A 22,652-nucleotide genomic window follows, 5' to 3' on the forward strand; every position below is an offset into this window, starting at 1 on the left:
CATATCCTCCTTAGCTCATTTTTGTCAGTATCTCTCTTGGTTTCAGCTTCAAGATAGAAGCCGATGAGAGCAGTACAGAAAGCACAACTACGATAAGCTGGCCTTCATATATCAGCAGAGTTTTTCCAATACCCAGAGTGAGATAACTGTCGATATTTACTGCATCGCTTATTCCGCTTTGCAATACCGCACTGCTTATAAGATTAGGCTGAAAATCTGCAAGCAGATAATTACCTAAGTTATGGCTTATTTTAAAGCTCACAGCATAAGAGAACAGAAAGGCGGCGGCAGCGACAAACAGTACCTCTAACAGAAATTGCTTTATGATTTCCCCCTTTGGGATACCTGCTCCTAAAAGGATGCCTGCTTCTGGTATGCGACCTCTGATACGCAAAGTTAAAATCAAAGTCAAAATAGCGGCACTCACTATGGAAACACACGCCAACAGGATTTTTATTAAATCCCCTAAAGAAGCAAGACTATCGGCAATTTTGGAATACTGAAAATCGTTAGTGCGGATAAAATGTGTTTTCCAATCAATTTCCTCTATCTGCTGCACCTTAGATACAATCTCATCCAGTGTCTTAGGGTCGGTCACATAAAAACCAACCTCGCCTGTATAAACAGACGGCTCGCTTGCGGCAAGCTGTGTCAAAACATCAATACTTGCGTAAATACGATTTTCTTGTCTGCCTGCGGTTGCTGTTACATTCGCATCAGCTTCCAGAATATCGTATATTCCGACAATCGTTACACCTGCCTCTTTTCTTTCCCCAGACCACACATCAATGTACTCGCCGTCAGCTTCTCCAAGTTCGGACGATGACAGGACAATTTTATCTCCAACAGACAAGCCATTTACAGCCGCCACCTCAGAGCTTATCAAAACGGCGTTTGTATCTGCTTCAGTAATGTGTCTGCCTGCGGCAAGAGCCAGTACCTCGTCTACAAAATCTGTTTCCAATGCAGAGTAGCAAAGTGCTGTAACTGCTCCCATATTGTTATCCTCAGTGTGTTTCTCTCCGTGGATAAAAGTAATGGGATTGCCTTGAGCAAGTTGTTCGCCCTTGGCATATCCATAATTGATAGGATTGTGGTATGCAATATCGCCACAACTTTGTATCTGCTTTATCTCATTATCAGTAATACGGATATGATTTTCCGTAACTGTCATTTCGCCGTTTTCATCTGATACGACGCCTGTACTTGCCCTTAGATAAAAGGCAGCTCCTAAAGCTCCTCGAATGTCGCTCGCTAATTTCTCGGAGGCGGTAAGAAGCGTAAAACAGGAAATGAGAAAGGTCGAAACGACCAGTATGAGCAGAAAGATACTGATGGCATTTCCTTTTTTGCGGAGCAGATACAGACCTGCCCGCCTTTTATAATCCATTTAGGCTTCATCTCCTTTCTGCTGACAATCATATCTTTTTTTGATTAGTTTTTGGTTAGCATTTGGTATGCGTTTCATTCGTTTTTAGAGATGCAAAGGAGCCGCCAGATAACTGACGGCTTCCTTAGAAGATGATTTTAATTTAATTTCAGATAGAACGCAACACCGTTGTCGGTATTCGAAATTTTGTATTCCATTCCGTGTAGGTCAAGAATAGTTTTTACAATGTATAAACCCAGACCGCTTCCGCCTGTGGCTTTGCTGCGGGATTTGTCCGCCCTATAAAACGGCGTAAACATATTTTCCAAATTATCCTCGTCTAAAAATACGCCTGTATTTTCTACAACCAAAATGTGCGTATCCATGTCATAATCTACATAAACCTTAGCATCTGCTTTAGAGTGACGGATGGCGTTGCCGATGATGTTGGATAACGCCTTACCGAACAGGTTGCAGTTGACTGACACACTTATATCTTCGGAGATATTCTGAAAAATAGCAATGTCTTTTTCAGTCGCCAAAGGCTGCAACTCCGTAACTACTTTACTTACCATATCAGCTAAAGAAAGTGTTTCCAAAGAGCTGCCGATGTTCATTGTTTCCATTTTGGTAATAGATAGTATCTCTTTAACTAAGTATTCGATGTCCTCAGCGGATTTTAGTGCCTGCGGCAGATATTTGTCGTGGTTCTGGTAATCTCCAAAACCTAATATCATATTCTCAAGCTGACCTTTCAGAATAGTCAACGGTGTTTTCAGCTCGTGGGAAACAGCCGCAAAAAAATTCCTATGCTGTTCCTCCAACCTTTGAAATTTCTTAACATCTTTGGTTAGCTGCTGATTTGCCGTTTCCAGTTCTTCCATTGTACTTTGCAGCCTTGCCGCCATTGTATTCAGACTGGAAGAAAGTACGCCGATTTCGTCCTTGCGGTCTGTATCACACCTCCAAGTCATATCAAGTTCAGTCATTCGCTTGGAAATCTGACTGATTTTTGCAATCGGTGCAACAATCACTCGGCTGCAAATGAAAGCACTTAGGGCAGAGAGAAGCAGAATGACCGTCAATACTAACGGAATAAAGCGGAGCAGCAGACTGAACAGTTCACTTGCCGTTTTGGAAAGAGAAATAACAGAAAGCGTATAGCTTGCCTTATCTTCAGAAAAGGTTACATCTGTTGTATAGGTCTGTGCTGTTGACAGGTCGTCGCCAATGTTGTCAAAATCTCCGAAAGTAACGCTGTTCTTTTCATTTCCTAACATCGCCACGGCATTGTTTTCAATACAGAAATTTGTAATCAGAGTTGTTCCGTCCTCATAGTTTTTGTTTTCCAGAGCAGAGAACAACGCTCCCGCATTGGTTTCAAATTGTTTGCTGCCTGTGAGCTGATAACTTTGTGGCACGAATATAAGGACAATGCCGTATATCAAAATGCTACACAAGGTCAATGCGGTAAAGACCCACAGGAACACTTTTGCACTTAGTGAGTTACTGATTTTCTTTCGCAATTTTGTATCCCACCCCTCTGACAGTTTCTATGTAATCCACGCCTAACTTTTTTCGCAAATTCATAATGTGGAAGTTGACACTTTTTCCCTCGCCGATAAATTCATATCCCCACACAAGGTTGAGCAGCTCATCTCTTGTGAATACTCGTCCTTGATTTTTAAGGAACAAGAGTAAAATATCAAACTCGGATTGCGTAAGAATGACCTCTGCACCTGCTACAAGAACTTGCCTTTGCTTGGCACTTATCTGAAGTTCCTTATATCGGATAATGTCTGTACCCATATCCGTTGTTTCTGTTCTTCTAAGCAATGCTTCCACACGCTTTAGTACCAGTTTGATAGAAAAGGGCTTTGTGATATAGTCATCTGCCAATAAATCAAAACCTTTTATCTGGTCATCCTCTGTATCAAAGGCAGTCAAAAGGATAATTGGTGTCTGTGCTTCTTGTCGTACCATTTCGCAAACAGCATATCCGTTGATTTTCGGTAACATAATATCCAAAAGGATAAGGTCTATATGGTGGGTATGAAAAGTATTGATACCCTCCAGACCATCCGATGCGGTCACAACTTTATAGCCGCAAGCCCTAAGTGGCTCGGCTAAGATGTTTTGTATTGCAATTTCATCTTCAATAATCAGTATTGTCTTTGCCATATCTGAAACCTCCAATTTGATTATACTAAGGCTTGGTTAGTTTTTGATTAGTTTTTTCGATTTTCTTATTATAGACATTTAAATGAATAATAGCAATAGATTTTACAATTAGCGGTTAACAGGAATTCACGATACAGTTCGCAAGCAATGCAATCTTCCGTAAGATTGCGTATTTAACAGAAATCCCGTCCCCGGAATTTCTGCTAAATGCTTGTTGGTGACATGTCCCCCAACCCCTGAGATCATCACCTGCGGTGATGGCTGCGCGTTCCGTTGGAACGCTGGAAATCAAAAACTAAATAGAAAGACAAAAGAAAACTGCTATGCAATCGGATAACCCTTTTGCATAGCAGTTATTCTTTTTCCGTTTACCTGGCATTCGTCACAAATTTTGCAATATTTCCTTATGGACTACCGCCATTGCGGGAACCCCCTCTTTTGAGCCTTTAAGGGCAAGTTTTAGAAATTTTTTAACTTTTTTGTAGTCTTGACGTTCGGCGGCCGTTTTCCTTTTTCGGGAAGTCCTTGAAGATCAAGGGCTTTTCTGCTATAATAAGGAAAATGTCTTTCGCCATAGCAACAGCGATCCAGATAGGAGATGTAGAAAGCCTTGGAAATTTCCTCCCCCATCCTGCTGTCCCTCATTGCCCCCTGTATGAACGAGGCCGAAAATGTGGCCGCGTTTCAGGCGGAGGCTCTCCGGGAATTCAGCGGTGTTCCTTTTGAGATCATCTTTGTAGACGATGGCTCTCAGGACGACACTCTTGCCCAGCTCCACCGGCTTTACGAGGAAAAAGCCTGCCCCATCCAGATTGTCAGCTTTTCCCGGAATTTCGGAAAAGAAGCCGCCATGCTGGCGGGGATGCGTGTTGCCAGGGGCGAACTGCTCTCCATTGTGGACGCGGACCTCCAGCAGCCCCTCTCTGTGGTGAAAGAAATGGTACGCCTGCTTCAAAAGGATTCCCTTTGCGACTGTGTTGCCGCCTATCAGGAACGCCGGGACGAGGGCGCTTTACAGCGGGGATTGAAATCCACTTTCTACCGGGTGATCAACCGCTTTTCCGAGGTAGACTTTGTGGCCAATGCCAGCGATTTCCGCACCTTCCGCCGGCCTGTGGCCGAAGCGCTGCTTTCTATGGCCGAAACCCATCGCTTCTCTAAGGGGCTCTTCTCCTGGGTAGGCTTTCCCACCCAGTATATTCCCTATACAGCCCGTACCCGGGAGCATGGTCAGACCAAGTGGTCCCTGCCAAAGCTCTTTCGCTACGCTTGGGAAGGGATCCTCAGCTTTTCCACCATTCCCATCAAAATGGCCATCTATCTGGGCCTCGTCTGCGCGGCTTTCTCCATGGGATATCTTCTGGTGGTGCTGGTGCAGAAGCTGGCCTTTTCCATCGATGTGCCCGGTTACGCCACTATTGTCTGCCTGGTGCTTTTTCTAGGGGGGCTGCAATTATTCTTCTTGGGAATTTTAGGGGAATATATCGGGCGCATCTATATTCAGGTAAAGCGTCGCCCGCCTTATATTGTGCGGGAGCACCTCACCTCTCCAGAACCGCTCGAAAAGGAGGGTTCCCCCGATGCTGTGGAAAAATAAGGTAAAATCCATTTGGATCTCAGGTTCCTGGGCCGGGCCCGTTCTCTTTTTCCTGGCCGGGCTGGGCGTTCTGCTACTCACGGCCCAGATCACCGTCTACTGCGACGACTACTGGTACGGGATTTTTTTCCGGGAGGGTTGGGAGAAATTCTGGGAGCTCACGGTCTGGCACTATCAAAACTTCAACGGCCGGGCCTTTGTGCACCTGATGGCTCAGCTGGTCCTTCTGTTTGATACCAAGCTCTTCGTAGTACTGAACCCTTTGATGCTTTCCCTGGTGTTTCTTCTGGGCCAGCGCTTGCAGGACAAAAGCAGCTCCTGGCCCACGCTGTTGCTTACCGCTGGGCTGGGGATCCTCTCTGTGCTGGCCCTGCCCCTGGAATACCTCTCTACTTCTATCCTGTGGATCTCCGCCGCATTTAATTATCTCTTTCCCCTATGCTTCCTTTTCCTTACCTTCTGGCTTTACCGCCGGGATTTCCCCGGACCCTGGGCCTTTGCCGGACTGTGCCTGATGAGCCTCCTCTCTGGGGCCACCACCGAACAGAGTGGCCTGGCCGCTGTGGTCTGCCTGGGGGGATGGGGGCTGCTGGGCCTGCTCCGTAAGACCCTTTCCCCCTGGCGGGCCCTCCTCCCCGGCGGGCTGGCCTCTTTGGGCTACGCCACCATCATCCTGGCCCCAGGCACCTGGGTCCGGGTGGGCAGGGAGATCGGCGGCGGCGTGACCCGGGTGTTCCAGGGGGACGAGCTGCTGTTCCGGTTCCGGCTGTCCATGCGCTTTTTCACCGGCAGCGATGGCGTGCCCGCCCTGTTCGCGGCCTTCGCCCTGCTCTGGGGGCTCCACTGGGCCCTCTGCCGCCAAAAGCGCCCCCTCTGGGGCCTGCTGGGCCCCGGCGCGGCGGTTCTATACCTGCTTCTGCTGGGAAGTCAACACTACTTTCTGGCGGAGCTGTTCACGGTGCTCTGCTTTACGGCTTCGGCAGTTTTCTGCCTGCTCTCTCCGGAAACCACGGTCCGGGGGCTCTTGCTCTCTGGAATGTTGGCTGCGCAGATGGTTATGCTTTTGAACCGCTCCGCCGCGCCTCGCACCGCTATTCCCGCCATTTTGCTGCTACTCACTGTGTGCGCCTCTCTCCTGGCGGAGTCCCTCTCGGCTTTTCTTGGGCTGATTCCCCGGCTCTCCGCCTGGGTTTCGCCTCTGCTAGCGGTTTTGGGCCTTTTCTGCCTGCTTCCCTTTTTCCTGCCCACCTTCCAGGGCTACGCCAAAAACGCCCCCGCCTTTCGGGATAACGAGCGGGAGCTGCGGGACCGATCAGATGACGTCATTCTGCTTAACGCGGACCTGGACCCCCGGTTTGCTCACTATTCCTACCTGTTCTCCGACAGCTACCTGCAAAACGCCATGGACTACTACGGGGTGACGGACGAGAAAATCCAGTATACCAGCTCCCAGGGGAAGGTTGCCGGCACCTATTCCTTCCGGGCGGGCCTGCCGGTCATCGAGCAGGACGGCAAGCTCTGCGCCGCCCTGCTGGGCACGGTGGAGATGTGCGGGGGAGAGGGCCATTGGGAGGGAAAGAGCAGCGGCACGGCGGTCTCTCTGGGGGACAAATCCTACCTGATTCAGAACAACGGCCGAGTGTTCGGCTGGGACCCCGCCGCCAAACAGCGGCTGGAGCTTTTGGAAACGGTAGATATCTTTATTCCCTACTATACCTACTATGTCCCCATCGACGACCTCAGCCGCCTGTTTTCCATCTCCTTTTCCTACCATCCAGAGGAAAATATCTATTATATCTCCACCGGAAACTCTGAAAGCAAAGAGGCGATTTCATGAAGAATTCTGAGAAACGGGGCCACTGGCTGCTGTGGCTGGGGCTTGCGGTCTTGGTAGCGGCAATGCTCCTCCAGTTTGCAGTGAACTGCAATATTACCGTCTATTCCGGCGACTACAAATATGCCACCTTCTTCCGGAATGGCCTCTCCGGATTTGTACGGAATACCATCGACCACTACAAGTCCACCAACGGCCGGTGGTTCGTACACATCCTCATCCCTATCGTGCTCTTGGCGGATACCAAGCTCTTCGCCTTTCTTAGCCCCTTGTTCACAGCAGGCATTTTCCTTCTGGGCCTTCGGATGCTCAACCGGGACATGAGGAAAGCCCCCTGGCTGCTGGCCGCTGGGCTGGGGTTGCTGTCCCTTCTGGGCAGCGAGGTCCAATATCTGCGCATGAGCCTCTACTGGATTGCCGCCTACTTCAACTATGCCTTTCCCCTGATTTTCCCTCTGGGGGTTGTGGCGGCGATGGACCGGGGCAGGCCTTTCTCTCCCTGGGCCTTTGCCGGAATTTCGGTTTGCGCCTTTTTCGCCGGAGCAGGCACCGAACAGTGCGGCCTTATTTCTCTGATTCTCATCTGGGGCTTCTGGCTGTTGCGCCTGCGGGGCAACAGGGAAGATCTCAATGATGCCTCTCCTTCCCCTGAAAGCGCCGTCCCTTCCAAGGCCCGAAGAAATCCCTGGCTCCTTCTGCCACTGCTCACTAGCGCGGGGTATCTTACTATTCTTCTGGCCCCCGGAAGCCGGGCCCGGGTGTCACGGGGCATCGACGGTGGGATCTTCAGCGTATTGGACCCAGAAGTCTTTCTGAGCCGCTTTTTTGATGTGATGCATTACCTCTGTGGCTTCTGGTTCTGGAATCTGCTCTTCACTGGCCTCTGCCTGATTGTGGGCCTGCTCTGCCTCACCAGCCGAGACTTGCCCCGGCATCTCCTCTCCGGCCTGCCTGCCGGGATTCTGGCGGTAACACTGGCCGTAGCAGGCTGGGAGCCAGCTCTGGCCGTGTTCACCGTGCTCTATACCCTCTATCTTGCGGTTACATTTCTTTTCTTTCCCAGGTATCAGGCTACGGGGCTGCTACTTTTGGGCGCGGGGGCTTCGGTGATGATGCTCACCATCACCACCCTGTACTATGCCCGCACCTTTTTCCCCTGCCTGATTCTCTGCTTAATCGCCGCCTGGAGCTTGCTTTTTCGCCTGCTGGACCAGTGTCCCCTGGTCCCCGGAGCTGTGGCCTGCTGTCTGTTGGCGGCAGTCTGTGTGGCACGCTACGTTCCCATCTACCAGGGCTACGCCAAGAATCACCAAGTAGTCGTCCGGAATCTTCAGGCCGTGGAGGAGAGCCGCTCCACCGGAGAGCTTACCCTCTGCATTGACATGGACCCAGACTACCGCTTTAACATGTTCTATGAGGGCAGCTATTTCCTAACCCATTTTCTGAAATATTACCGCCTTCCCAGCGACATCCACATCACCTTTACCAGCGAGGAATGGAAGGTAAGCAAGGTGCATATCAACGGCCAGGAGAGCACTTTTCCCAGCCTGGAAAAGGACGGTAAATTGCTGCTGCCCATTGAATTTGTGTTTCAGTCTGCCGGGGGAACCTGCGTGTACGACTGGTCCAATTACACCTATGATATCACTTGGCAGAACGCGGCCTACATCCTCTATGAGAACGGCAAGCTAATGGAGTATTCCAATGGGTGCGGCTACCTAAAGGATGAGAACTGCCAGTATGTTCGTCCCTTCTCTGAGACCTATACGCTGCTCTACCTCTCGGAAGAGGATTTTGCCCGGTGCTTTGGCATCACCTTTGACTATGACCCGGCAGAAAATGTCTATCTGCTCGCCGGAACCCAATGAACGCGGCCTTTGTTTTCCATAAATAGAAAAGCAGACTCCCCGTTTGGGGGAGCCTGTTTTTTTTATGAATTCTCTGGTTAAGAATCCCTATTTACCGATTCTTAAGCTGGCGGCTATGCCGCTGGTTCAAAAGAGAAAAAAGCAAAGGTTTCTTTTGACCCGTGTTACCTATATCGTTCGGAAGAAACAGAATGGTTTTTCTGAACCCCACTAATTATCTCCTCCCAGCCAATATACACTTCCGTTGTCTATGGTGTAACCCATTCTTTTATACAGGTCCAGAGCTTCTTCGTCCCACACCGGAATATGCACAAAAGGAGCGAAATCGTTTTCCAAACACCAGCTGGTAATATGAGCCACCAAAGCCTCGTCAATCCCCATGCCCTGGCAGTCGGGAGAGACGGCCAGCAACCCAATTCCCCCCTCTGGGTAGAGCCCCACCGTACCTGCCAGACGGCCGTTCTGATAAGCCCCCTGGAGCATACCGGTACGCAAGGCATCCTGGATTTCCTCCGTACCCAGAGCCTCGCCAAAGGCCTCCAGGACCTCCTCCGACTGGTCCGGAGTCAACGCCCGCAGCTCAATGTTCCGGGTTTGGGGCGGGTCCAGTTCCAGATAGGCGGCGGCTCGGCACTCCATGCTCCGCCAGCCCAGCCGGTCCTCCAGCAGGCGGGCCGTCTCCAGATGGTGCACCGCCACCTGAGAGGCCTGCCCCAGCCCGTGGCACAGGGCCTCTGCGGCCTGCTGGTTTTCCGCCGCCAATAGATAAACCTGGCTGGACCGAATATATACTAGCGCGCCGTCCTCCCGTACTGCTGCCACGGTTCCAATTTCCCGGCGCAGGGCTTCCATCACGTCCATATACAAAAGGGGGCTCCTCCCCAGATAGGAGTACGCCCGCTGCGCCAACTCCTGCATAGCGCGCTTATAGCCTGGGCAGGGCCCTAGCCAGCAGCCGGGCCGATTTGTCCGCGCTCTCCCTGGCAAAGGTGGGGAAGTCCACCGGGGAGTCGTCGTTGGCGTTGTCGGAGATGGCCCGGAGCACCGCGAAGGGCACCCCGTTCATGTAGCAGGCCTGGGCGGTGCTGGCCCCCTCCATCTCCACGGCCTTGGCCCCAAAGGTGGCCCCCAACCAGCGGTTCTTCTCCCGGTCCGCCACAAAGGTGTCTCCTGTGGCGATGACGCCCATATGTGCCCCGCCATAGATGCTTCCCGCTTCCTCCAGCAGGACGGCGGCCGCCTGTTTGTCGCTCTCCAGCATGATGAAGGATTCCTCCCCCTCGCCCCGGCAGATGGTGATATTACCCAGAGGATCCCCCAGCGGGGTGGAGTCAAAGTCGTGCTGCACCAGAGCGCTGGCGATCACCAGATCGCCGATGCCAACCCCCACGCCCCCGGCCACGCCGATGTTGATCACCAGCCGGGGGTGATAGGTGGAAATCATGATCTGAGCACACACGGCGGAGTTCACCTTACCTGGGCTACACTGGGCCACCACGCAGTCCACGCCGTCCAGAATACCCCGGTGAAATACCAGCCCGGCAATCTCCTCCCGGCCGGACTCCTCCATATGGGCGATCAGCTCCTTGACCTCTACCGCCATAGCTCCAATGATTCCGATTGGTTTTTTGTTCTCCATCTTTCTCGTCCCTTTCCGTTTGCAATTCAATTTACTGTTTTCCGGTTTTTTCCCGAATAAACTTCTCAAAGTCCTCAAATTCACCCCGGGAAAAGCCATACTGATCTATCATATATGCGTTATCCGGCCCATAATACAAATAAAAATATTGACCCCGGCGGCGCACATCGGTAATCTGAAAATAGGGCAATACATTGGCGGACTGAATTCCCGACACCCGGAAAGCCTCGGGATAGAAGCTGAAATGGGCCGTCTCAGACATGCCGCGGCCAAAGACCTTTCGCTGGATTTTCTCTATATTGTTGGGCATAGAAATGATTTTATAAGCATAATAGACCGTTACTCCGGCTGCGGCCAGCCGCATCCACCACTCCGTTTTCATCAAAAAGGCGGAAACCACCATAATCAGGCACAGCAGCATTCCGAAAATCAGCTCGCCCACGTTTTTGAAGTAGGCATGATAAATGCTGAAATGATGAATGGCCTCTTTTGTGCAATCGGTAGAGTTGATAAACACCGCCTCGCCGTCCACTTGATTGCTTCCATGGGTTTTGTGATATTCTGAAAGCTGCTCCGCCAGCTGGGCCTTTTTCTTCTTATCTATTTTCCCCCTCACCGGCACATAGATAATGGGCGCGATCACCGCGATCAACAACAGCGCCACCAGCGCTAAACTGCTGTACGCTCCCGCCACATCCGGCTCAGGCTTTTCCAGAATCTGTGTGAACGTGACCGAGTCTACCAGATCCAGCAGCAGTTCCGTCTGCTCTTGGGAAATAGGCTCCTCTCCGTTATACAGGTCGATGCTCAGGCTATGTCCATTTTTGATGGTCCCATAGAGGCGCTCGTGCATTTCCTGGTTGCCTCCGGCATCTAGCTGAATCCAGAAAAACAAATTCTGGCCGCTCTCCTGCCACCCTTTTGTTATGGCCACGTCCGGATTTTCCGACTGCGTCATCTTGTCCAGAAGTTCTGTCCTTTCTTCTTCAGAAAGCAGGGTCAGGTCGTGGACCCGTTTGGTCGTATCCGACTCCTTCTGCATCACGCTGATGTTGGCTTTCCCTTCTTTGGGGATCAGGTTCACCAGCACCCCCATTTCGTCGTACTCTCTCAGTCTGGCGGAAGGGTCGGACACCCCCGCCAGCGCCCACGCCGGATCCTCCTCTTCCAACTCCGGACCCAGCTGGTAGAAGCCCTCTGGAATTTCCAGGGTGAAATCCAGTCCCACCCAGGTTTCCGCGCTGGCCGGCATAGGTAGCGCCACCAGCAACAGCACCGCCAGCAGTACCATCATCGTTTTTTTCAATCCCGCACCCTTCTTTCCTAAAATTTGCATCATTGGAATGCCGCAGAAGTATTCCCGCCGCCCGGGACAGGAATACCAAAAACCGGGGGCGCGAACGCCCCAGGCCTCCGATCTCCATGGCACAACCCACAAGCCGCCGGAATAGGCCGGCCAGATCCTGCGGACATTATGGCACAATTTCATGGGAGTTTTCTCCAGATTTTGCGAAGCAAAACGAGCGCTTCGCGCGATGGGAGAAAACTCATGAGGCACAACGAAGCCGGGCCTTCTTTTTGCACTCTCTTGACGTTGTGTCCATTATATCATATCTTCCCTAGCGAAGGAAAGACATTTTGTAAATATTCTTTTCCCGTCTTTCGGCAAAGTTCTTCCTTTTATTCTCTTGACGAATTCCACAGAAAGGCGTAAAATTTAAGGCAAGGACAGAAAGCCGTCTGATTTATGCTCCCATCTTGAAAGAAATGAGGGAAACAGCTATGGTTACAGCAGTCATTACCGGCGCTTCCAGCGGATTGGGCAAAGAATACATCAACGCTATTATCTCCCAATATCCCAGTGTAGATGCCTTCTGGCTGGTTGCCCGGCGCAAAGAGCTTCTGCGGGAAATTGCCGAGGAACATCGGGACAAAACCATTGCCGCCATTTCGTTGGACCTTTCCAAGGAAGAAAGCCTGGATCTTTTTGACCAACTGCTCAAGGAAAACAGCCCTGAAATCAAGGTATTGGTAAACAATGCGGGGTATGGTAAATGCGATGATTTTTTCTCTTCCAACCGCCGTTCTCAGACCGGCATGGTGGACCTGAACTGTCGGGCCCTTACCGCCTTGACCCGCCTGTGCCTGCCCTATATGCTGGATGACAGTTTGATTCTGAACATTTCCTCGATTGCCGCCTTTGCTCCCACGCCGCGGATGTCGGTGTACAGCGCTTCCAAAGCCTTTGTGCTGGCTTTTTCCAAAGCCCTCCACGACGAGCTGCGTCCCAGGGGCATCAAGGTGCTGGCCGTATGCCCAGGGCCTATGGACACTGAATTCTGGCGCGTAGCCAATGTGCCAGAAGGCAAATCCAGGCTCATCGATAAGCTGCCCCGGGTCTCTCCTAAGGAGGTGGCTGAGGGCTCTCTGCGGGCCGCCAAACGGGGAAAGATGGTCTATACCCGGAGTTTTTTCTATAAATTATACCGGTTGTTGGCCAAGCTCCTGCCCCACGGCTTCATTATGGAATTTACGGAGATTTAGCCATGCAATATCGTATTTGTGCCCAGGAGGGCTCCGTTTCCCTCCGCCCTTTGGAGTCACAGGATTCGCCCCTCCTTCTGCACTGGCTCACCGATTCTCGGAACCTGGCCTATTGGGAGGGAGAAAGCGCGGTGTTCACCCCAGAGCGGATTCAGGAGGATTTCTACCACGACGAGTGGAACGCTTCCCGCTGCATCATTCAATATGAGGGGCGGGATATTGGCTACGCCCAGGCCTATCTGCTGGACGGGGAGATGTTCGCGGAGTACCAGTACCCCCGGACGGACCTGCGTACCTTTGGCATCGACCAGTTCATCAGCGTGCCAGAGCTATGGGGCCAGGGCATCGGCCGGCGGTTCATCCGGCTGCCCTGCGGCTGGCTTCGGGACTGTGGCGGCGCCCAGGCCGTGGTGCTAGATCCCCACGCGGACAATCCCCGGGCCATCCGTTGCTACGAGGCCTGCGGCTTCCGGAAGGTGAAGCTCCTCCCCCGCCACGAGCTCCACAACGGCGTGCTGGTGGACTGCTGGCTGATGGCCCTCGAGCTTTAAGGTCATGGGGTTTCACCCCACACCCCACAAACTTTTTGAAAAGAAGTTTAAGACGTTACCTTCGGTAAGTCTCAAAAACTTTTACCCACTCCTCGCTTTGCTCGTCGTGAACGTTTTATGTTGTTTGACAAGCTAACCGAACAACCGTAAAAGTTTCGTCAACCTTTTCAAAGGTTGCGGAGGTTTGGAGGCAGAGCCTCCAAGGTCTTTCCCTTGACCTGAAACACCCGAGAAGCGCATTTTTTGAGGGTGAATTGGCACGAAGTGCCAAGGGGGAACTTTTTGCAAGAAAAAAAGTTCCCTAGAAGCGTGCCCAAGCTCCTTATATGGTTAACGCAGCTCAAAAGAGGTAGAATACCTCTTTTGAACCAGGCAGTGCAGCTGCCCAGCTTGAAAATCAGTATATGCTGATTTTCAAGTGCGTTTACTATTGGTGATACAGGCCCTCAGCCGGAGTCATGGATACTCACTCGGCTCAGCCAAACAAAAAAGCGCGCTCCCGCTGTGGGAACGCGCTTTTTTGTTTGGCTATGTGCAAACTTATACCAGCTCAAGAATAGCCATCTCGGCGGCGTCGCCCCGGCGGGGGCCAAGCCTCGTCACCCTGGTGTAGCCGCCGTTGCGGTCGGCATACTTAGGGGCGATGGTGTTGAACAGCTTCGAAGCCGCGCTCTCCTTGGTGACAAAGCTCATCACCAGGCGCTTGTTGTGCAGGTTGCTGTCCTTGGCAATGGTGATCATCTTCTCGGCCAGAGCCTGCACTTCTTTGGCGCGGGTGGCCGTAGTCTCAATTTTGCCGTTTTCAAAGAAGAATGTTACCATCCCTCGCAGCATGGCGGTCCTGTGGGCCGTGTTGCGGCCCAGCTTTCTGGTTCCCGGCATGATATTCCCTCCTATCTGTGCTTATTCATCGTCTTTGCGCAGGCTGAAGCCCAGAGAAGCCAGCTTCCACACGACCTCTTCCAGCGACTTGCGCCCCAGGTTGCGGACCTTCATCATGTCATCCTCAGACTTGTTGATCAGGTCCTCCACATTATTGATCCCGGCGCGCTTGAGGCAGTTGAAGGAACGGACCGACAGATCCAGCTCTTCAATGGTCATCTCTAGCACCTTCTCTTTGCCGCCCTCGTCCTTTTCCACCATGATCTCCGTGCTCTTGCCCTTGTCGGACAGGTCCACAAAGAGATTCAGGTGGTCCGTGAGGACCTTTGCCGCCAGGGAGACGGCCTCCTGCGCGTTGATTACCCCGTTGGTCCAAACCTCCAGGGTCAGCTTGTCATAGTCTATGCTCTGGCCCACGCGGGTGCTTTCCACGTTGAAATTCACCTTGAGTACCGGTGTATAAATGGAATCGACCGCAATCTCGCCAATAACGCCCTCAGGCATATTCTGCTTATTGCGTTCGTTCGAGACATAGCCCCTTCCCTTATCCAGGGTAAGCTCCATATAGAGCTTCGCCCCCTCCCCCAGGGTGGCAATATGCAGGTCTGGATTCAGCACCTCGACCTCGCTGTCCGCCTTGATGGACGCGGCGGTAACCTTGCAGGGCCCCTCCGCAGAGATCTCCACTGTCTTGGGCCCGTCGCAATAGAGCTTTGCCACAATGCCCTTAATATTCAGCACAATCTCGGTTACGTCCTCTTTTACCCCCGGGATAGTGGAAAATTCATGGAGCACACCGTCAATCTTAATGGATTTGACGGCCACACCCGGCAGGCTGGAAAGCAACACCCTGCGAAGAGAATTGCCCAGCGTGGTACCAAAGCCCCTTTCCAGGGGTTCCACCACAAACTTACCATAGGTGCCGTTATCCAGAATTTCCGCAATTTCAATTTTGGGTCTTTCTATCTCAATCATCCGCGATCCTCCTTTACACAGGCAACTGAACGGCTGCTTCTTCCTATTCGCTTTGCCGGTCTTTTCCGGCACGTTTTTCTTAGAATCTGTACCATTAGAATTCGCGCAATGGTTTTCGAGCTTGTTTTGGACACTGACGAGGCGTGACAGCGCGGGAAATCTGTCGATTTTCGAGTTTTCACAACAGTGCCAGCACTCAAAACAGCCGGAAAACAGCACGCTATATTCTATCGGTACGGCTTCTTAGGATTGCACGGAACTCATAGCAATAGGACACCATATACGTCCCCTTTGGCAAAACCCTATCGCTATAAATTCTTACTTGGAGTACAACTCGACGATAAGCGTCTCGTCCACTTCAAGATCGATTTCCTCGCGAGTAGGCAGCGCCGAAACGGTCGCCTGTGCGTTGGCAGCGTCCACATCCAGCCACTTGGGCACGGGCCGGGCGGAGTTGGCCTCTAAAACGGCCTTAAACTTGTCGCTTTGGCGGCTCTTATCCTTGATTGCCACCATTTCGCCGGACTTGCAGAGATAAGAGGGGATATCCACCTTCTTGCCGTTTACAGTGAAATGGCCGTGCACCACCAGCTGGCGGGCTTCCGCCCGAGAGCTGGCCCAGCCGCAGCGGTAGACCACATTGTCCAACCGGCTTTCCAGCAGGATCAAAAGGTTGTCGCCGGCCTTACCGGGCATGGTGGTTGCCATCTCATAGTAGTGATGGAACTGGCCCTCTAAAACGCCATAGAACCGGCGGGTCATCTGCTTGGCGCGCAACTGCATACCATATTCCGATGCCTTCTTGCGGCCCTGGCCATGCTGTCCAGGGGCATAAGCCCGGCGGGAAATGGCGCACTTGTCAGTGTAGCAGCGCTCGCCCTTCAGGAACAGCTTCTGTCCCTCGCGGCGGCACAGCTTGCAAACGGCTTCTGTATATCTTGCCATATTCTGAGTAACCTCCTATGATGGGTTTTTACACACGCCGTCTCTTGGGCGGGCGGCAGCCGTTGTGGGGGATGGGGGTCACGTCTTTGATCATGCTCACGTCCAGCCCAGCGGCCTGCAATGCGCGGATAGCAGCTTCCCGTCCGGCGCCAGGTCCCTTTACAAACACCTCTACAGACTTCATGCCGTGCTCCATCGCCAGCTTGGCGGCGGTTTCCGCAGCGGTCTGAGCGGCGAAAGGAGTGGACTTGCGGGAGCCTCTGAAGCCCAGTTCGCCAGAACTGGCCCAAGAAATCGCGTTGCCCTGGGTGTCTGTGATGGTCACGATGGTGTTGTTGAAGGTGGACTGAATATGGGCCGCGCCGCGCTCAATATTTTTGCGCTCACGGCGGCGGCGCACGGTACCTTTGGTGGTCTTTTGTGCCATTTTGTGAATCCCTCCTTACTTCTTCTTGTTAGCCATGGTCTTGCGGGGACCTTTGCGGGTGCGGGCGTTGGTCTTGGTGCGCTGGCCTCTTACAGGCAGGCCCTTGCGATGGCGCACGCCCCGATAGCAGCCAATCTCCACCAGGCGCTTGATGTCAAAGGCCACATCCCGGCGCAGGTCGCCCTCCACATGACAGTTCTTGTCAATATAATCGCGGAGCTTTGCGGCGTCGTCCTCAGAGAGGTCCCGCACGCGGATGTCCGGGTTTACGCCGGTGGCGGCGCAGATATTGGTGGCAGTTTTGCGGCCTATGCCGTAGATATAGGTAAGCGCGATCTCAATGCGCTTGTCTCTTGGCAGGTCTATGCCGGAAATTCGAGCCATATTACATGACCATTCCTTTCTTCTGTTTTACGGATCTGCGGCTTAACCCTGCCGCTGCTTGTGCTTGGGATTGTCACAGATGACCATGACCTTGCCCTTGCGCTTGATAATCTTGCACTTCTCACACATCTTTTTCACAGAAGGACGTACCTTCATGGATATCACTTTCCTTTCTCAGCGAAGGATGCCGCTGGTATAGGATGGGCTCTCGCCCATATTCGCTTTGCGGTGAGCGGTCCCGGCGGACCACTTTCGTCACTTTACCATAAGCTCCACAAAACGGCCGCTTCCTATGTGGCCCTACTTGGAACGCCAGGTGATGCGCCCCTTTGTCAAATCATAGGGAGACATCTCCATAGTCACTCTGTCACCGGGCAAAATGCGGATAAAATTCATGCGCAGCTTGCCGGAAATGTGGGCCAGCACCGTGTGCCCGTTTTGCAGCTCAACCTGAAACGTCGCGTTGGGCAAGGCTTCCTTTACCACGCCCTGCACCTCAATTACGTCCTGCTTTGACATATCAATAACCTCCGTATACGGTAACGCTATGCTTTTTCTGGCTGTCCCCCGACGGCCTCTCTCAAGGCCTCCCAGTGGACATCTCGCCCAGGGCTGCCCGGAGTTTTCTGTTCGAGCCCAGGCAGGCCTCCGGCACCTGCCTCCCCGTAGGGGCCAGATGCTTCGGGTTTTTCCGCTTGGGTCTTTCCAGGGGCCTTTCCTTGCCATCGCATATCAGGGCCCAGCCGCCCTTCAGGGCCAGCACAGCTAAAAGGCTACCTTTGTCCCGGCCCGCCTTGGACCGTACCACTTGGCCGCGTTTCAGCTCCATGGCGCCCTCCTCAATCAGGTAGGGTCAATATGACCGGCCCGTCAGGGGTAATGGCAACCGTGTGCTCGAAATGGGCGGAAAGGCTGCCGTCTTTGGTTACAACCGTCCAGCCATCGCCCTTAATCTCGATCTCACGGCGGCCCAGGTTTATCATAGGCTCAATGGCTATCACCATGCCTGCCGTCAGTCTCACGCCCCTTCCGGGCGTGCCGTAATTGGGAACGCTTGGGTCTTCGTGCATCTTCGCACCTACTCCGTGGCCGGTAAACTCTCGTACCACCGAGTAACTGCGAGCTTCGACATACTCCTGCACCGCGTGGCCGATATCGCCCAGACGTCTGCCCGGGCGGGCCTGCTCGATCCCCAGAAACAGGGATTTTTCGGTGGCGTCCAAAAGTGCCTTTGCTTCTTCCGCGATCTCTCCACAGGGGAAGGTCCAGGCGTTGTCTCCGTGAAAGCCCTGATAGCAGGCCCCCACGTCTATGCTGACAATATCGCCTCTCTTCAAAATGACACTTTTCTTGGGTATGCCATGGATCACCACATTATTTACCGAAATACAGGTGCTGGCGGGGTAGCCGTCGTATCCGAGAAAGCTGGGGACCGCACCCTCCGACTCAATATAGCGTCGGACCTCTTTGTCGATCTCCCAGGTAGAAATCCCCGGTTCCACCGCCTCACCGGCCAGGCGCAGCGCCTTTTGGGAAATGACTCCCGCCTTGCGCATCACAGACAGCTCCCGGCTGGTTTTCAGCACGATCATGTCAGGTCCTCCAGGGCCTCCAGCACCATGCGGGTGGTGTCCTCCACCTTGTCTTGGCCGTGGACAACCCGCAGCTTGCCCTGTTTGCTGTAATATTCTTTCAGGGGCTCTGTCTGGGTGTGGTACACCTGCAACCGCTCCTTTACCGTATCCGGGTGGTCATCCTTGCGCTGAACGAGGGCGCCCGCGCAGGCGTCACATTTGCCCTCCTCCTTGGGCTGCTTATAGAGCACATGGTAGGAAGAGCCGCATTTCTCGCAGACGCGGCGTCCGGACATGCGGGTCACGATATCTTCGTCTGCCACTTCGATATCCAGCACAACGTCGATCTCGGCCCCCATCTGGTCCAGAGCCTCGGCCTGGGGAATGGTGCGGGGAAAGCCATCGAGGATGAAGCCGTTTTTGCAGTCGTCCTCTTTCATGCGGTCCTTGATGATGCCAATAAGAATCTCATCAGGCACCAGCTGGCCGCTCTCCATATAGGTTTTGGCCTTCAGCCCCATCTCCGTGCCGTTCTTCAGCGCTTCGCGCAGAATATTGCCCGTAGAAATTGTGGGTATTTTTTTAGTCTCGCAGATAATCTCGGCCTGGGTGCCCTTTCCGGCTCCCGGAGCCCCTAACAGAATCAGCTTCATACCTATCATCTCATCCTTTCTTCTCAGGGGCGGGTCTGGCGGCGGGGATATCCCCGCCCAGCCTCGCCAAAAATCTGTTCTTAATCCAGGAAGCCTTTATAGTGGCGCATCATCATCTGGGACTCCAGCTGCTTCACCGTCTCAAGAGCCACGCCCACGATAATGATCACGGAAGTGCCGCCCAAGGACAGGCCGTACATTCCTGTGATATTGGTGAAGATGATGGGAATGAGGGCCACAAAGGCCAAAAACAGTGCGCCGATCAGAGTTACCTTAGATAGAATCTTGGCAATGAACTCCGCTGTGGGCTTGCCGGGACGCATCCCGGGCACCGTGCCGTTGTTCTGGCGGAGATTATTGGCCATTTCCAGGGGGTTATACTGAACAGACATATAGAAGTAGGCGAACATGATAATCAGCAGGAAATAGAGAATGGTATAGAGCCAGCCTGTGCTGGAAAAGGCGTCCATAAAGGCCTTGCCGAAGCCCTCCGAGGGGTTCCAGAAGAACTTGATGAACTGGGGGATGCCCAGGATGGCGTTGGCAAAGATCACGGGCATGACGCCGCTCATGGCGACCTTTACCGGCATATAGGTGCTCTGACCGCCGTACATCTTCCGGCCAACCACTTTTTTGGCGTACTGCACCGGAATCCGGCGCTCAGCCTCGTTCATGAACACGATAACCCAGATCACTACCAGGAACAAGATGATGAACAAGGGCGCCAGCACCAGATATTGCCCACTGGTAGAGGGACTAGTGAGGCCCAGATTGAAATATTGCCACACGCCACCGAAAGTAACGGGCAGGCGGGCCACAATACCGGCAAAAAGGATGATGGAGATGCCGTTTCCGATGCCCTTGTCATTGATCTGCTCGCCCATCCACATCACCAGGGCGGTGCCCGCGGTAAAGGCCAGGACAATCACCAGGCCCACAAAGAACCCGGCAAAACCGTTGGTGATCTTTACCACGCCCGCGTTGGACCGCAGGTAGAAATAGTAGGCGATGCCTTGGATGAGGCCCAAGCCCACCGTCACATAGCGGGTAATGGTGGCAATCTTCTTCCGGCCAGTTTCCCCTTCTTTCTGAAGGCGCTCCAGAGCCGGGATGGCAATGGTCATCAGCTGCATAATAATCGAGCTGTTGATATAGGGAGTGATGCCCATAGCGAACAGCGAGGCGTAGGAAAACGCGCCGCCGGTGAGCATGTTGATATAGCCCAGAGCCGTGTTTTCGCTGGCGGCGGACATCAAGTTTGACAGGGCCGCGGCGTCCAGGAACGGCACAGGAATCACCGAGCCGAAGCGGAACACCACAATAATCAACAGGGTATACAGCATCTTCTTGCGCAGGTCCGGAATCCGCCAGGCGTTCTTGATTGTGTTAAGCAACTCAGACCACCTCGGCTTTCCCGCCCGCGGCCTCTATCTTGGCCTTTGCCGCTTCGGAAAAAGCGTCCGCCTTCACGGTCAGCTTCTTTGTCAGCTCGCCGCTGGCAAGGATTTTCAGGGCGTCGCCGCTCTTCTTCAGAATGCCGGCCTCCTTGAGCGCCTGCACGTCCACCTGGGCGCCGTCCTCGAAGCAGTTCAGGCTGCCCACATTCACAGAGACGACCTCTTTGGCGAAGATATTGTTAAACCCTCTCTTGGGAATACGCCGCTGCAAAGGCATCTGACCGCCTTCAAATCCCGGGCGCATTCCGTGGCCCGCCCGCGCCTTTTGGCCTTTATGGCCCTTACCGGCGGTTTTGCCGTTGCCAGAGCCGTGGCCCCGGCCAATTCGCTTGGCATCCTTGGTGGCGCCCGGCGCCGCCGTAAGCTGGTTTAGCTTCATACTAACGCACCTCCTTCACGCTTATTTGCTAACCTCGATCAGATGGCCGATCTTTTTCACCTTGCCCTGGGTCTGGTCGTTGTCCGGCTGTTCTTTGCAGTCGCCGACCTTAAAGAGCCCCAGCGCGTGGGCCGTTGCAATCTGGTCCTTTTTGCTGCCGATCAGGCTCTTGATCAGTTTTACTTTCATAGATTCGACTTCCTTTCTGAGTTTTGTGGTTTTGCGCCAGCAAAACCGAAGCCTTGCTGATAAAACAAAACTCACGGTTGAAAACGGATTTTCAACCTGGCCCCGGCCTTACAGAATTTCCTTGACCTGCTTGCCCCGGATGGCGGCCACCTCTTCGGCGGTGCGCAGCTGGGTGAGGCCGGCCAGGGTGGCGCGGACCACATTGCAGGGATTATTGGAGCGCAGCGCCTTTGTACGGATGTCCTTGATGCCCGCGCTCTCTACCACCGCGCGCACAGGGCCGCCGGCGATAACGCCAGTACCAGGAGCGGCGGGCTTCAGAATCACCTTGCCGGCGCCAAACTCGCCCACAATCTCATGGGGAATGGTGCTGCCGCGCAGGGCCACATGATATAGGTTCTTCTTGGCGTCCTCAATACCCTTGCGGATGGCGTCGGGCACCTCGGCGGCCTTGCCAATGCCAAAGCCCACCGTGCCTTTGCCGTCACCGACCACCACCAGGGCGGAGAATTTCATGACGCGACCGCCCTTTACGGTTTTCGATACACGATTAATGGCCACAACGCGCTCCTGCATCTCTACGCCATTGGGGTCAAAATTCCTTTCACTAGCCAAACTCTTTTCCTCCTCGCTTAGAAGTTGAGGCCACCCTCGCGGGCGCCTTCGGCCAACTCTTTTACCCGGCCATGGAAGATATAGCCCCCGCGGTCAAAGACCACAGTGCTGACGCCCTTCTCCAGGGCTCTCTCGGCAATCGCCTTGCCCACCTTGCGGGCCGCTTCTTTGTTGCCGCCAGGGCCCTCAAAGCCCTTCTCCAGGCTGGATGCGGCGCACAAAGTACGTCCGGTTACATCGTCGATCACCTGGGCGTAGATATTCGCGGAGGAGCGGAACACGTTCAGCCGGGGGCGCTCCGCGGTGCCCGAAATTTTGCCCCGCACCCTTTTATGGCGGCGCAGGCGCGCTTTGTTGGTATCCGGTTTATTTACCATTTCGATTTACCCTTCTTTCCTTCAACGCTTGATACGTTAAAACTCGCAGATTTTTGGGGGCGATTGTGGGGCCACTGGCAGACGCTCACCCCAGGCCCACAACCTTTGAAAAGGGCGCTGGTCTCCAAATAGGGACCGACCCGACCGAAGTGGCAGCTGGGACAGACGAAACTTTCCATTCGCTCCCAAAAATGTGCCAAGTCCAGGCTTGC

General features: G+C 53.5%; 26 protein-coding genes. 5 read left to right on the forward strand and 21 right to left on the reverse strand.

Going from position 1 to position 22,652, the window contains the following annotated elements; genetic code table 11:
- Positions 1 to 10: 10 nt before the first annotated feature.
- The 3 genes from D7X94_RS02000 to D7X94_RS02010 form a co-directional block, all read right to left on the reverse strand.
- Positions 11 to 1,390, reverse strand: a complete 1,380-nt coding sequence (locus D7X94_RS02000; protein ID WP_120426028.1) for an ABC transporter permease — start codon at positions 1,388 to 1,390, stop codon at positions 11 to 13.
- 137 nt (positions 1,391 to 1,527) lie between these two features.
- Entirely contained in the window at positions 1,528 to 2,895 is a 1,368-nt protein-coding gene (locus tag D7X94_RS02005; RefSeq protein WP_120426029.1) for a sensor histidine kinase, read from the reverse strand.
- On the reverse strand, positions 2,876 to 3,550 hold the full coding sequence (locus D7X94_RS02010) for a response regulator transcription factor (RefSeq protein ID WP_120426030.1): 675 nt from the start codon (positions 3,548 to 3,550) through the stop codon (positions 2,876 to 2,878). Before D7X94_RS02010 ends, D7X94_RS02005 begins: the two co-directional genes overlap by 20 nt.
- A 610-nt stretch (positions 3,551 to 4,160) precedes the next feature.
- Between D7X94_RS02010 and D7X94_RS02015 the strand changes: the two genes are divergently transcribed.
- The 3 genes from D7X94_RS02015 to D7X94_RS02025 are packed head-to-tail and all read left to right on the forward strand — an operon-like array spanning position 4,161 to position 8,849.
- Positions 4,161 to 5,147 (forward strand): glycosyltransferase family 2 protein, encoded by a 987-nt coding sequence (locus D7X94_RS02015; protein WP_243111107.1) that lies wholly within the window; start codon positions 4,161 to 4,163, stop codon positions 5,145 to 5,147.
- Positions 5,131 to 6,984, forward strand: coding sequence for a DUF6056 family protein (locus tag D7X94_RS02020; protein WP_120426031.1), 1,854 nt, complete (start codon positions 5,131 to 5,133; stop codon positions 6,982 to 6,984). The genes D7X94_RS02015 and D7X94_RS02020 overlap by 17 nt, the downstream gene beginning before the upstream one ends.
- On the forward strand, positions 6,981 to 8,849 hold the full coding sequence (locus D7X94_RS02025; protein WP_120426032.1) for a DUF6056 family protein: 1,869 nt from the start codon (positions 6,981 to 6,983) through the stop codon (positions 8,847 to 8,849). The genes D7X94_RS02020 and D7X94_RS02025 overlap by 4 nt, the downstream gene beginning before the upstream one ends.
- A gap of 210 nt (positions 8,850 to 9,059) precedes the next feature.
- On the opposite strand, the gene D7X94_RS02030 is transcribed toward D7X94_RS02025, so the two are convergent.
- The 3 genes from D7X94_RS02030 to D7X94_RS02040 form a co-directional block, all read right to left on the reverse strand.
- Positions 9,060 to 9,710, reverse strand: a complete 651-nt coding sequence (locus D7X94_RS02030) for a GNAT family N-acetyltransferase (RefSeq protein ID WP_158590852.1) — start codon at positions 9,708 to 9,710, stop codon at positions 9,060 to 9,062.
- 64 nt (positions 9,711 to 9,774) lie between these two features.
- Positions 9,775 to 10,488, reverse strand: a complete 714-nt coding sequence (locus D7X94_RS02035; protein WP_120426034.1) for a 5'-methylthioadenosine/adenosylhomocysteine nucleosidase — start codon at positions 10,486 to 10,488, stop codon at positions 9,775 to 9,777.
- Between the two features lie 31 nt (positions 10,489 to 10,519).
- Positions 10,520 to 11,794 (reverse strand): YcxB family protein, encoded by a 1,275-nt coding sequence (locus D7X94_RS02040; RefSeq protein WP_120426035.1) that lies wholly within the window; start codon positions 11,792 to 11,794, stop codon positions 10,520 to 10,522.
- Positions 11,795 to 12,270: 476 nt separating this feature from the next.
- Here D7X94_RS02040 and D7X94_RS02045 point away from each other — a divergent pair, with 476 nt between their 5' ends.
- Complete coding sequence (locus D7X94_RS02045; RefSeq protein WP_158590853.1) at positions 12,271 to 13,032, forward strand: SDR family NAD(P)-dependent oxidoreductase; 762 nt, start codon at positions 12,271 to 12,273, stop codon at positions 13,030 to 13,032.
- Between the two features lie 2 nt (positions 13,033 to 13,034).
- The gene (locus D7X94_RS02050) at positions 13,035 to 13,583 is read left to right on the forward strand and encodes a GNAT family N-acetyltransferase (RefSeq protein ID WP_120426037.1); all 549 of its coding nucleotides are present in this window, start codon (positions 13,035 to 13,037) and stop codon (positions 13,581 to 13,583) included.
- Between the two features lie 540 nt (positions 13,584 to 14,123).
- On the opposite strand, the gene rplQ is transcribed toward D7X94_RS02050, so the two are convergent.
- From rplQ to rplR, 15 genes are all read right to left on the reverse strand, one after another.
- Complete coding sequence (gene rplQ, locus D7X94_RS02055) at positions 14,124 to 14,465, reverse strand: 50S ribosomal protein L17 (RefSeq protein WP_120426038.1); 342 nt, start codon at positions 14,463 to 14,465, stop codon at positions 14,124 to 14,126.
- A gap of 21 nt (positions 14,466 to 14,486) precedes the next feature.
- A complete protein-coding gene (locus D7X94_RS02060; protein WP_120426039.1) occupies positions 14,487 to 15,440 on the reverse strand; it encodes a DNA-directed RNA polymerase subunit alpha in 954 nt (317 codons plus the stop codon).
- A 318-nt stretch (positions 15,441 to 15,758) separates the two neighbouring features.
- Entirely contained in the window at positions 15,759 to 16,385 is a 627-nt protein-coding gene (gene rpsD / locus D7X94_RS02065; protein WP_120426040.1) for a 30S ribosomal protein S4, read from the reverse strand.
- 28 nt (positions 16,386 to 16,413) lie between these two features.
- Positions 16,414 to 16,812: a 30S ribosomal protein S11 gene (gene rpsK, locus D7X94_RS02070; protein WP_066537809.1), complete on the reverse strand. Its 399-nt coding sequence runs from the start codon at positions 16,810 to 16,812 to the stop codon at positions 16,414 to 16,416.
- A gap of 15 nt (positions 16,813 to 16,827) precedes the next feature.
- Positions 16,828 to 17,196 carry a 30S ribosomal protein S13 gene (rpsM, locus tag D7X94_RS02075; protein ID WP_120426041.1) on the reverse strand — a complete coding sequence of 123 codons (369 nt, stop codon included), beginning with the start codon at positions 17,194 to 17,196 and terminating at the stop codon, positions 16,828 to 16,830.
- A 42-nt stretch (positions 17,197 to 17,238) separates the two neighbouring features.
- Positions 17,239 to 17,352 carry a 50S ribosomal protein L36 gene (gene rpmJ / locus D7X94_RS02080; RefSeq protein WP_016404088.1) on the reverse strand — a complete coding sequence of 38 codons (114 nt, stop codon included), beginning with the start codon at positions 17,350 to 17,352 and terminating at the stop codon, positions 17,239 to 17,241.
- A gap of 144 nt (positions 17,353 to 17,496) precedes the next feature.
- A complete protein-coding gene (gene infA / locus D7X94_RS02085; protein WP_120426042.1) occupies positions 17,497 to 17,715 on the reverse strand; it encodes a translation initiation factor IF-1 in 219 nt (72 codons plus the stop codon).
- 61 nt (positions 17,716 to 17,776) lie between these two features.
- On the reverse strand, positions 17,777 to 18,025 hold the full coding sequence (locus D7X94_RS02090; RefSeq protein ID WP_243111110.1) for a KOW domain-containing RNA-binding protein: 249 nt from the start codon (positions 18,023 to 18,025) through the stop codon (positions 17,777 to 17,779).
- A 10-nt stretch (positions 18,026 to 18,035) separates the two neighbouring features.
- Positions 18,036 to 18,788 carry a type I methionyl aminopeptidase gene (gene map / locus D7X94_RS02095; protein WP_120426043.1) on the reverse strand — a complete coding sequence of 251 codons (753 nt, stop codon included), beginning with the start codon at positions 18,786 to 18,788 and terminating at the stop codon, positions 18,036 to 18,038.
- Entirely contained in the window at positions 18,785 to 19,423 is a 639-nt protein-coding gene (locus tag D7X94_RS02100) for an adenylate kinase (RefSeq protein WP_120426044.1), read from the reverse strand. Before D7X94_RS02100 ends, map begins: the two co-directional genes overlap by 4 nt.
- 80 nt (positions 19,424 to 19,503) lie before the next feature.
- Positions 19,504 to 20,817: a preprotein translocase subunit SecY gene (secY, locus tag D7X94_RS02105; RefSeq protein WP_120426045.1), complete on the reverse strand. Its 1,314-nt coding sequence runs from the start codon at positions 20,815 to 20,817 to the stop codon at positions 19,504 to 19,506.
- A 1-nt stretch (position 20,818) separates the two neighbouring features.
- Complete coding sequence (rplO, locus tag D7X94_RS02110) at positions 20,819 to 21,259, reverse strand: 50S ribosomal protein L15 (RefSeq protein ID WP_120426046.1); 441 nt, start codon at positions 21,257 to 21,259, stop codon at positions 20,819 to 20,821.
- Between the two features lie 21 nt (positions 21,260 to 21,280).
- Positions 21,281 to 21,448, reverse strand: coding sequence for a 50S ribosomal protein L30 (gene rpmD, locus D7X94_RS02115; protein WP_120426047.1), 168 nt, complete (start codon positions 21,446 to 21,448; stop codon positions 21,281 to 21,283).
- 108 nt (positions 21,449 to 21,556) lie between these two features.
- Positions 21,557 to 22,024, reverse strand: coding sequence for a 30S ribosomal protein S5 (gene rpsE, locus D7X94_RS02120; protein WP_120426048.1), 468 nt, complete (start codon positions 22,022 to 22,024; stop codon positions 21,557 to 21,559).
- A 56-nt stretch (positions 22,025 to 22,080) separates the two neighbouring features.
- Positions 22,081 to 22,440 carry a 50S ribosomal protein L18 gene (rplR, locus tag D7X94_RS02125; protein WP_120426049.1) on the reverse strand — a complete coding sequence of 120 codons (360 nt, stop codon included), beginning with the start codon at positions 22,438 to 22,440 and terminating at the stop codon, positions 22,081 to 22,083.
- Between the last annotated feature and the right edge of the window lie 212 nt (positions 22,441 to 22,652).

Origin of the sequence: Acutalibacter sp. 1XD8-33 (genome assembly GCF_003612555.1) — a bacterium.
Classification (GTDB): Bacteria; Bacillota; Clostridia; order Oscillospirales; family Acutalibacteraceae; genus Acutalibacter.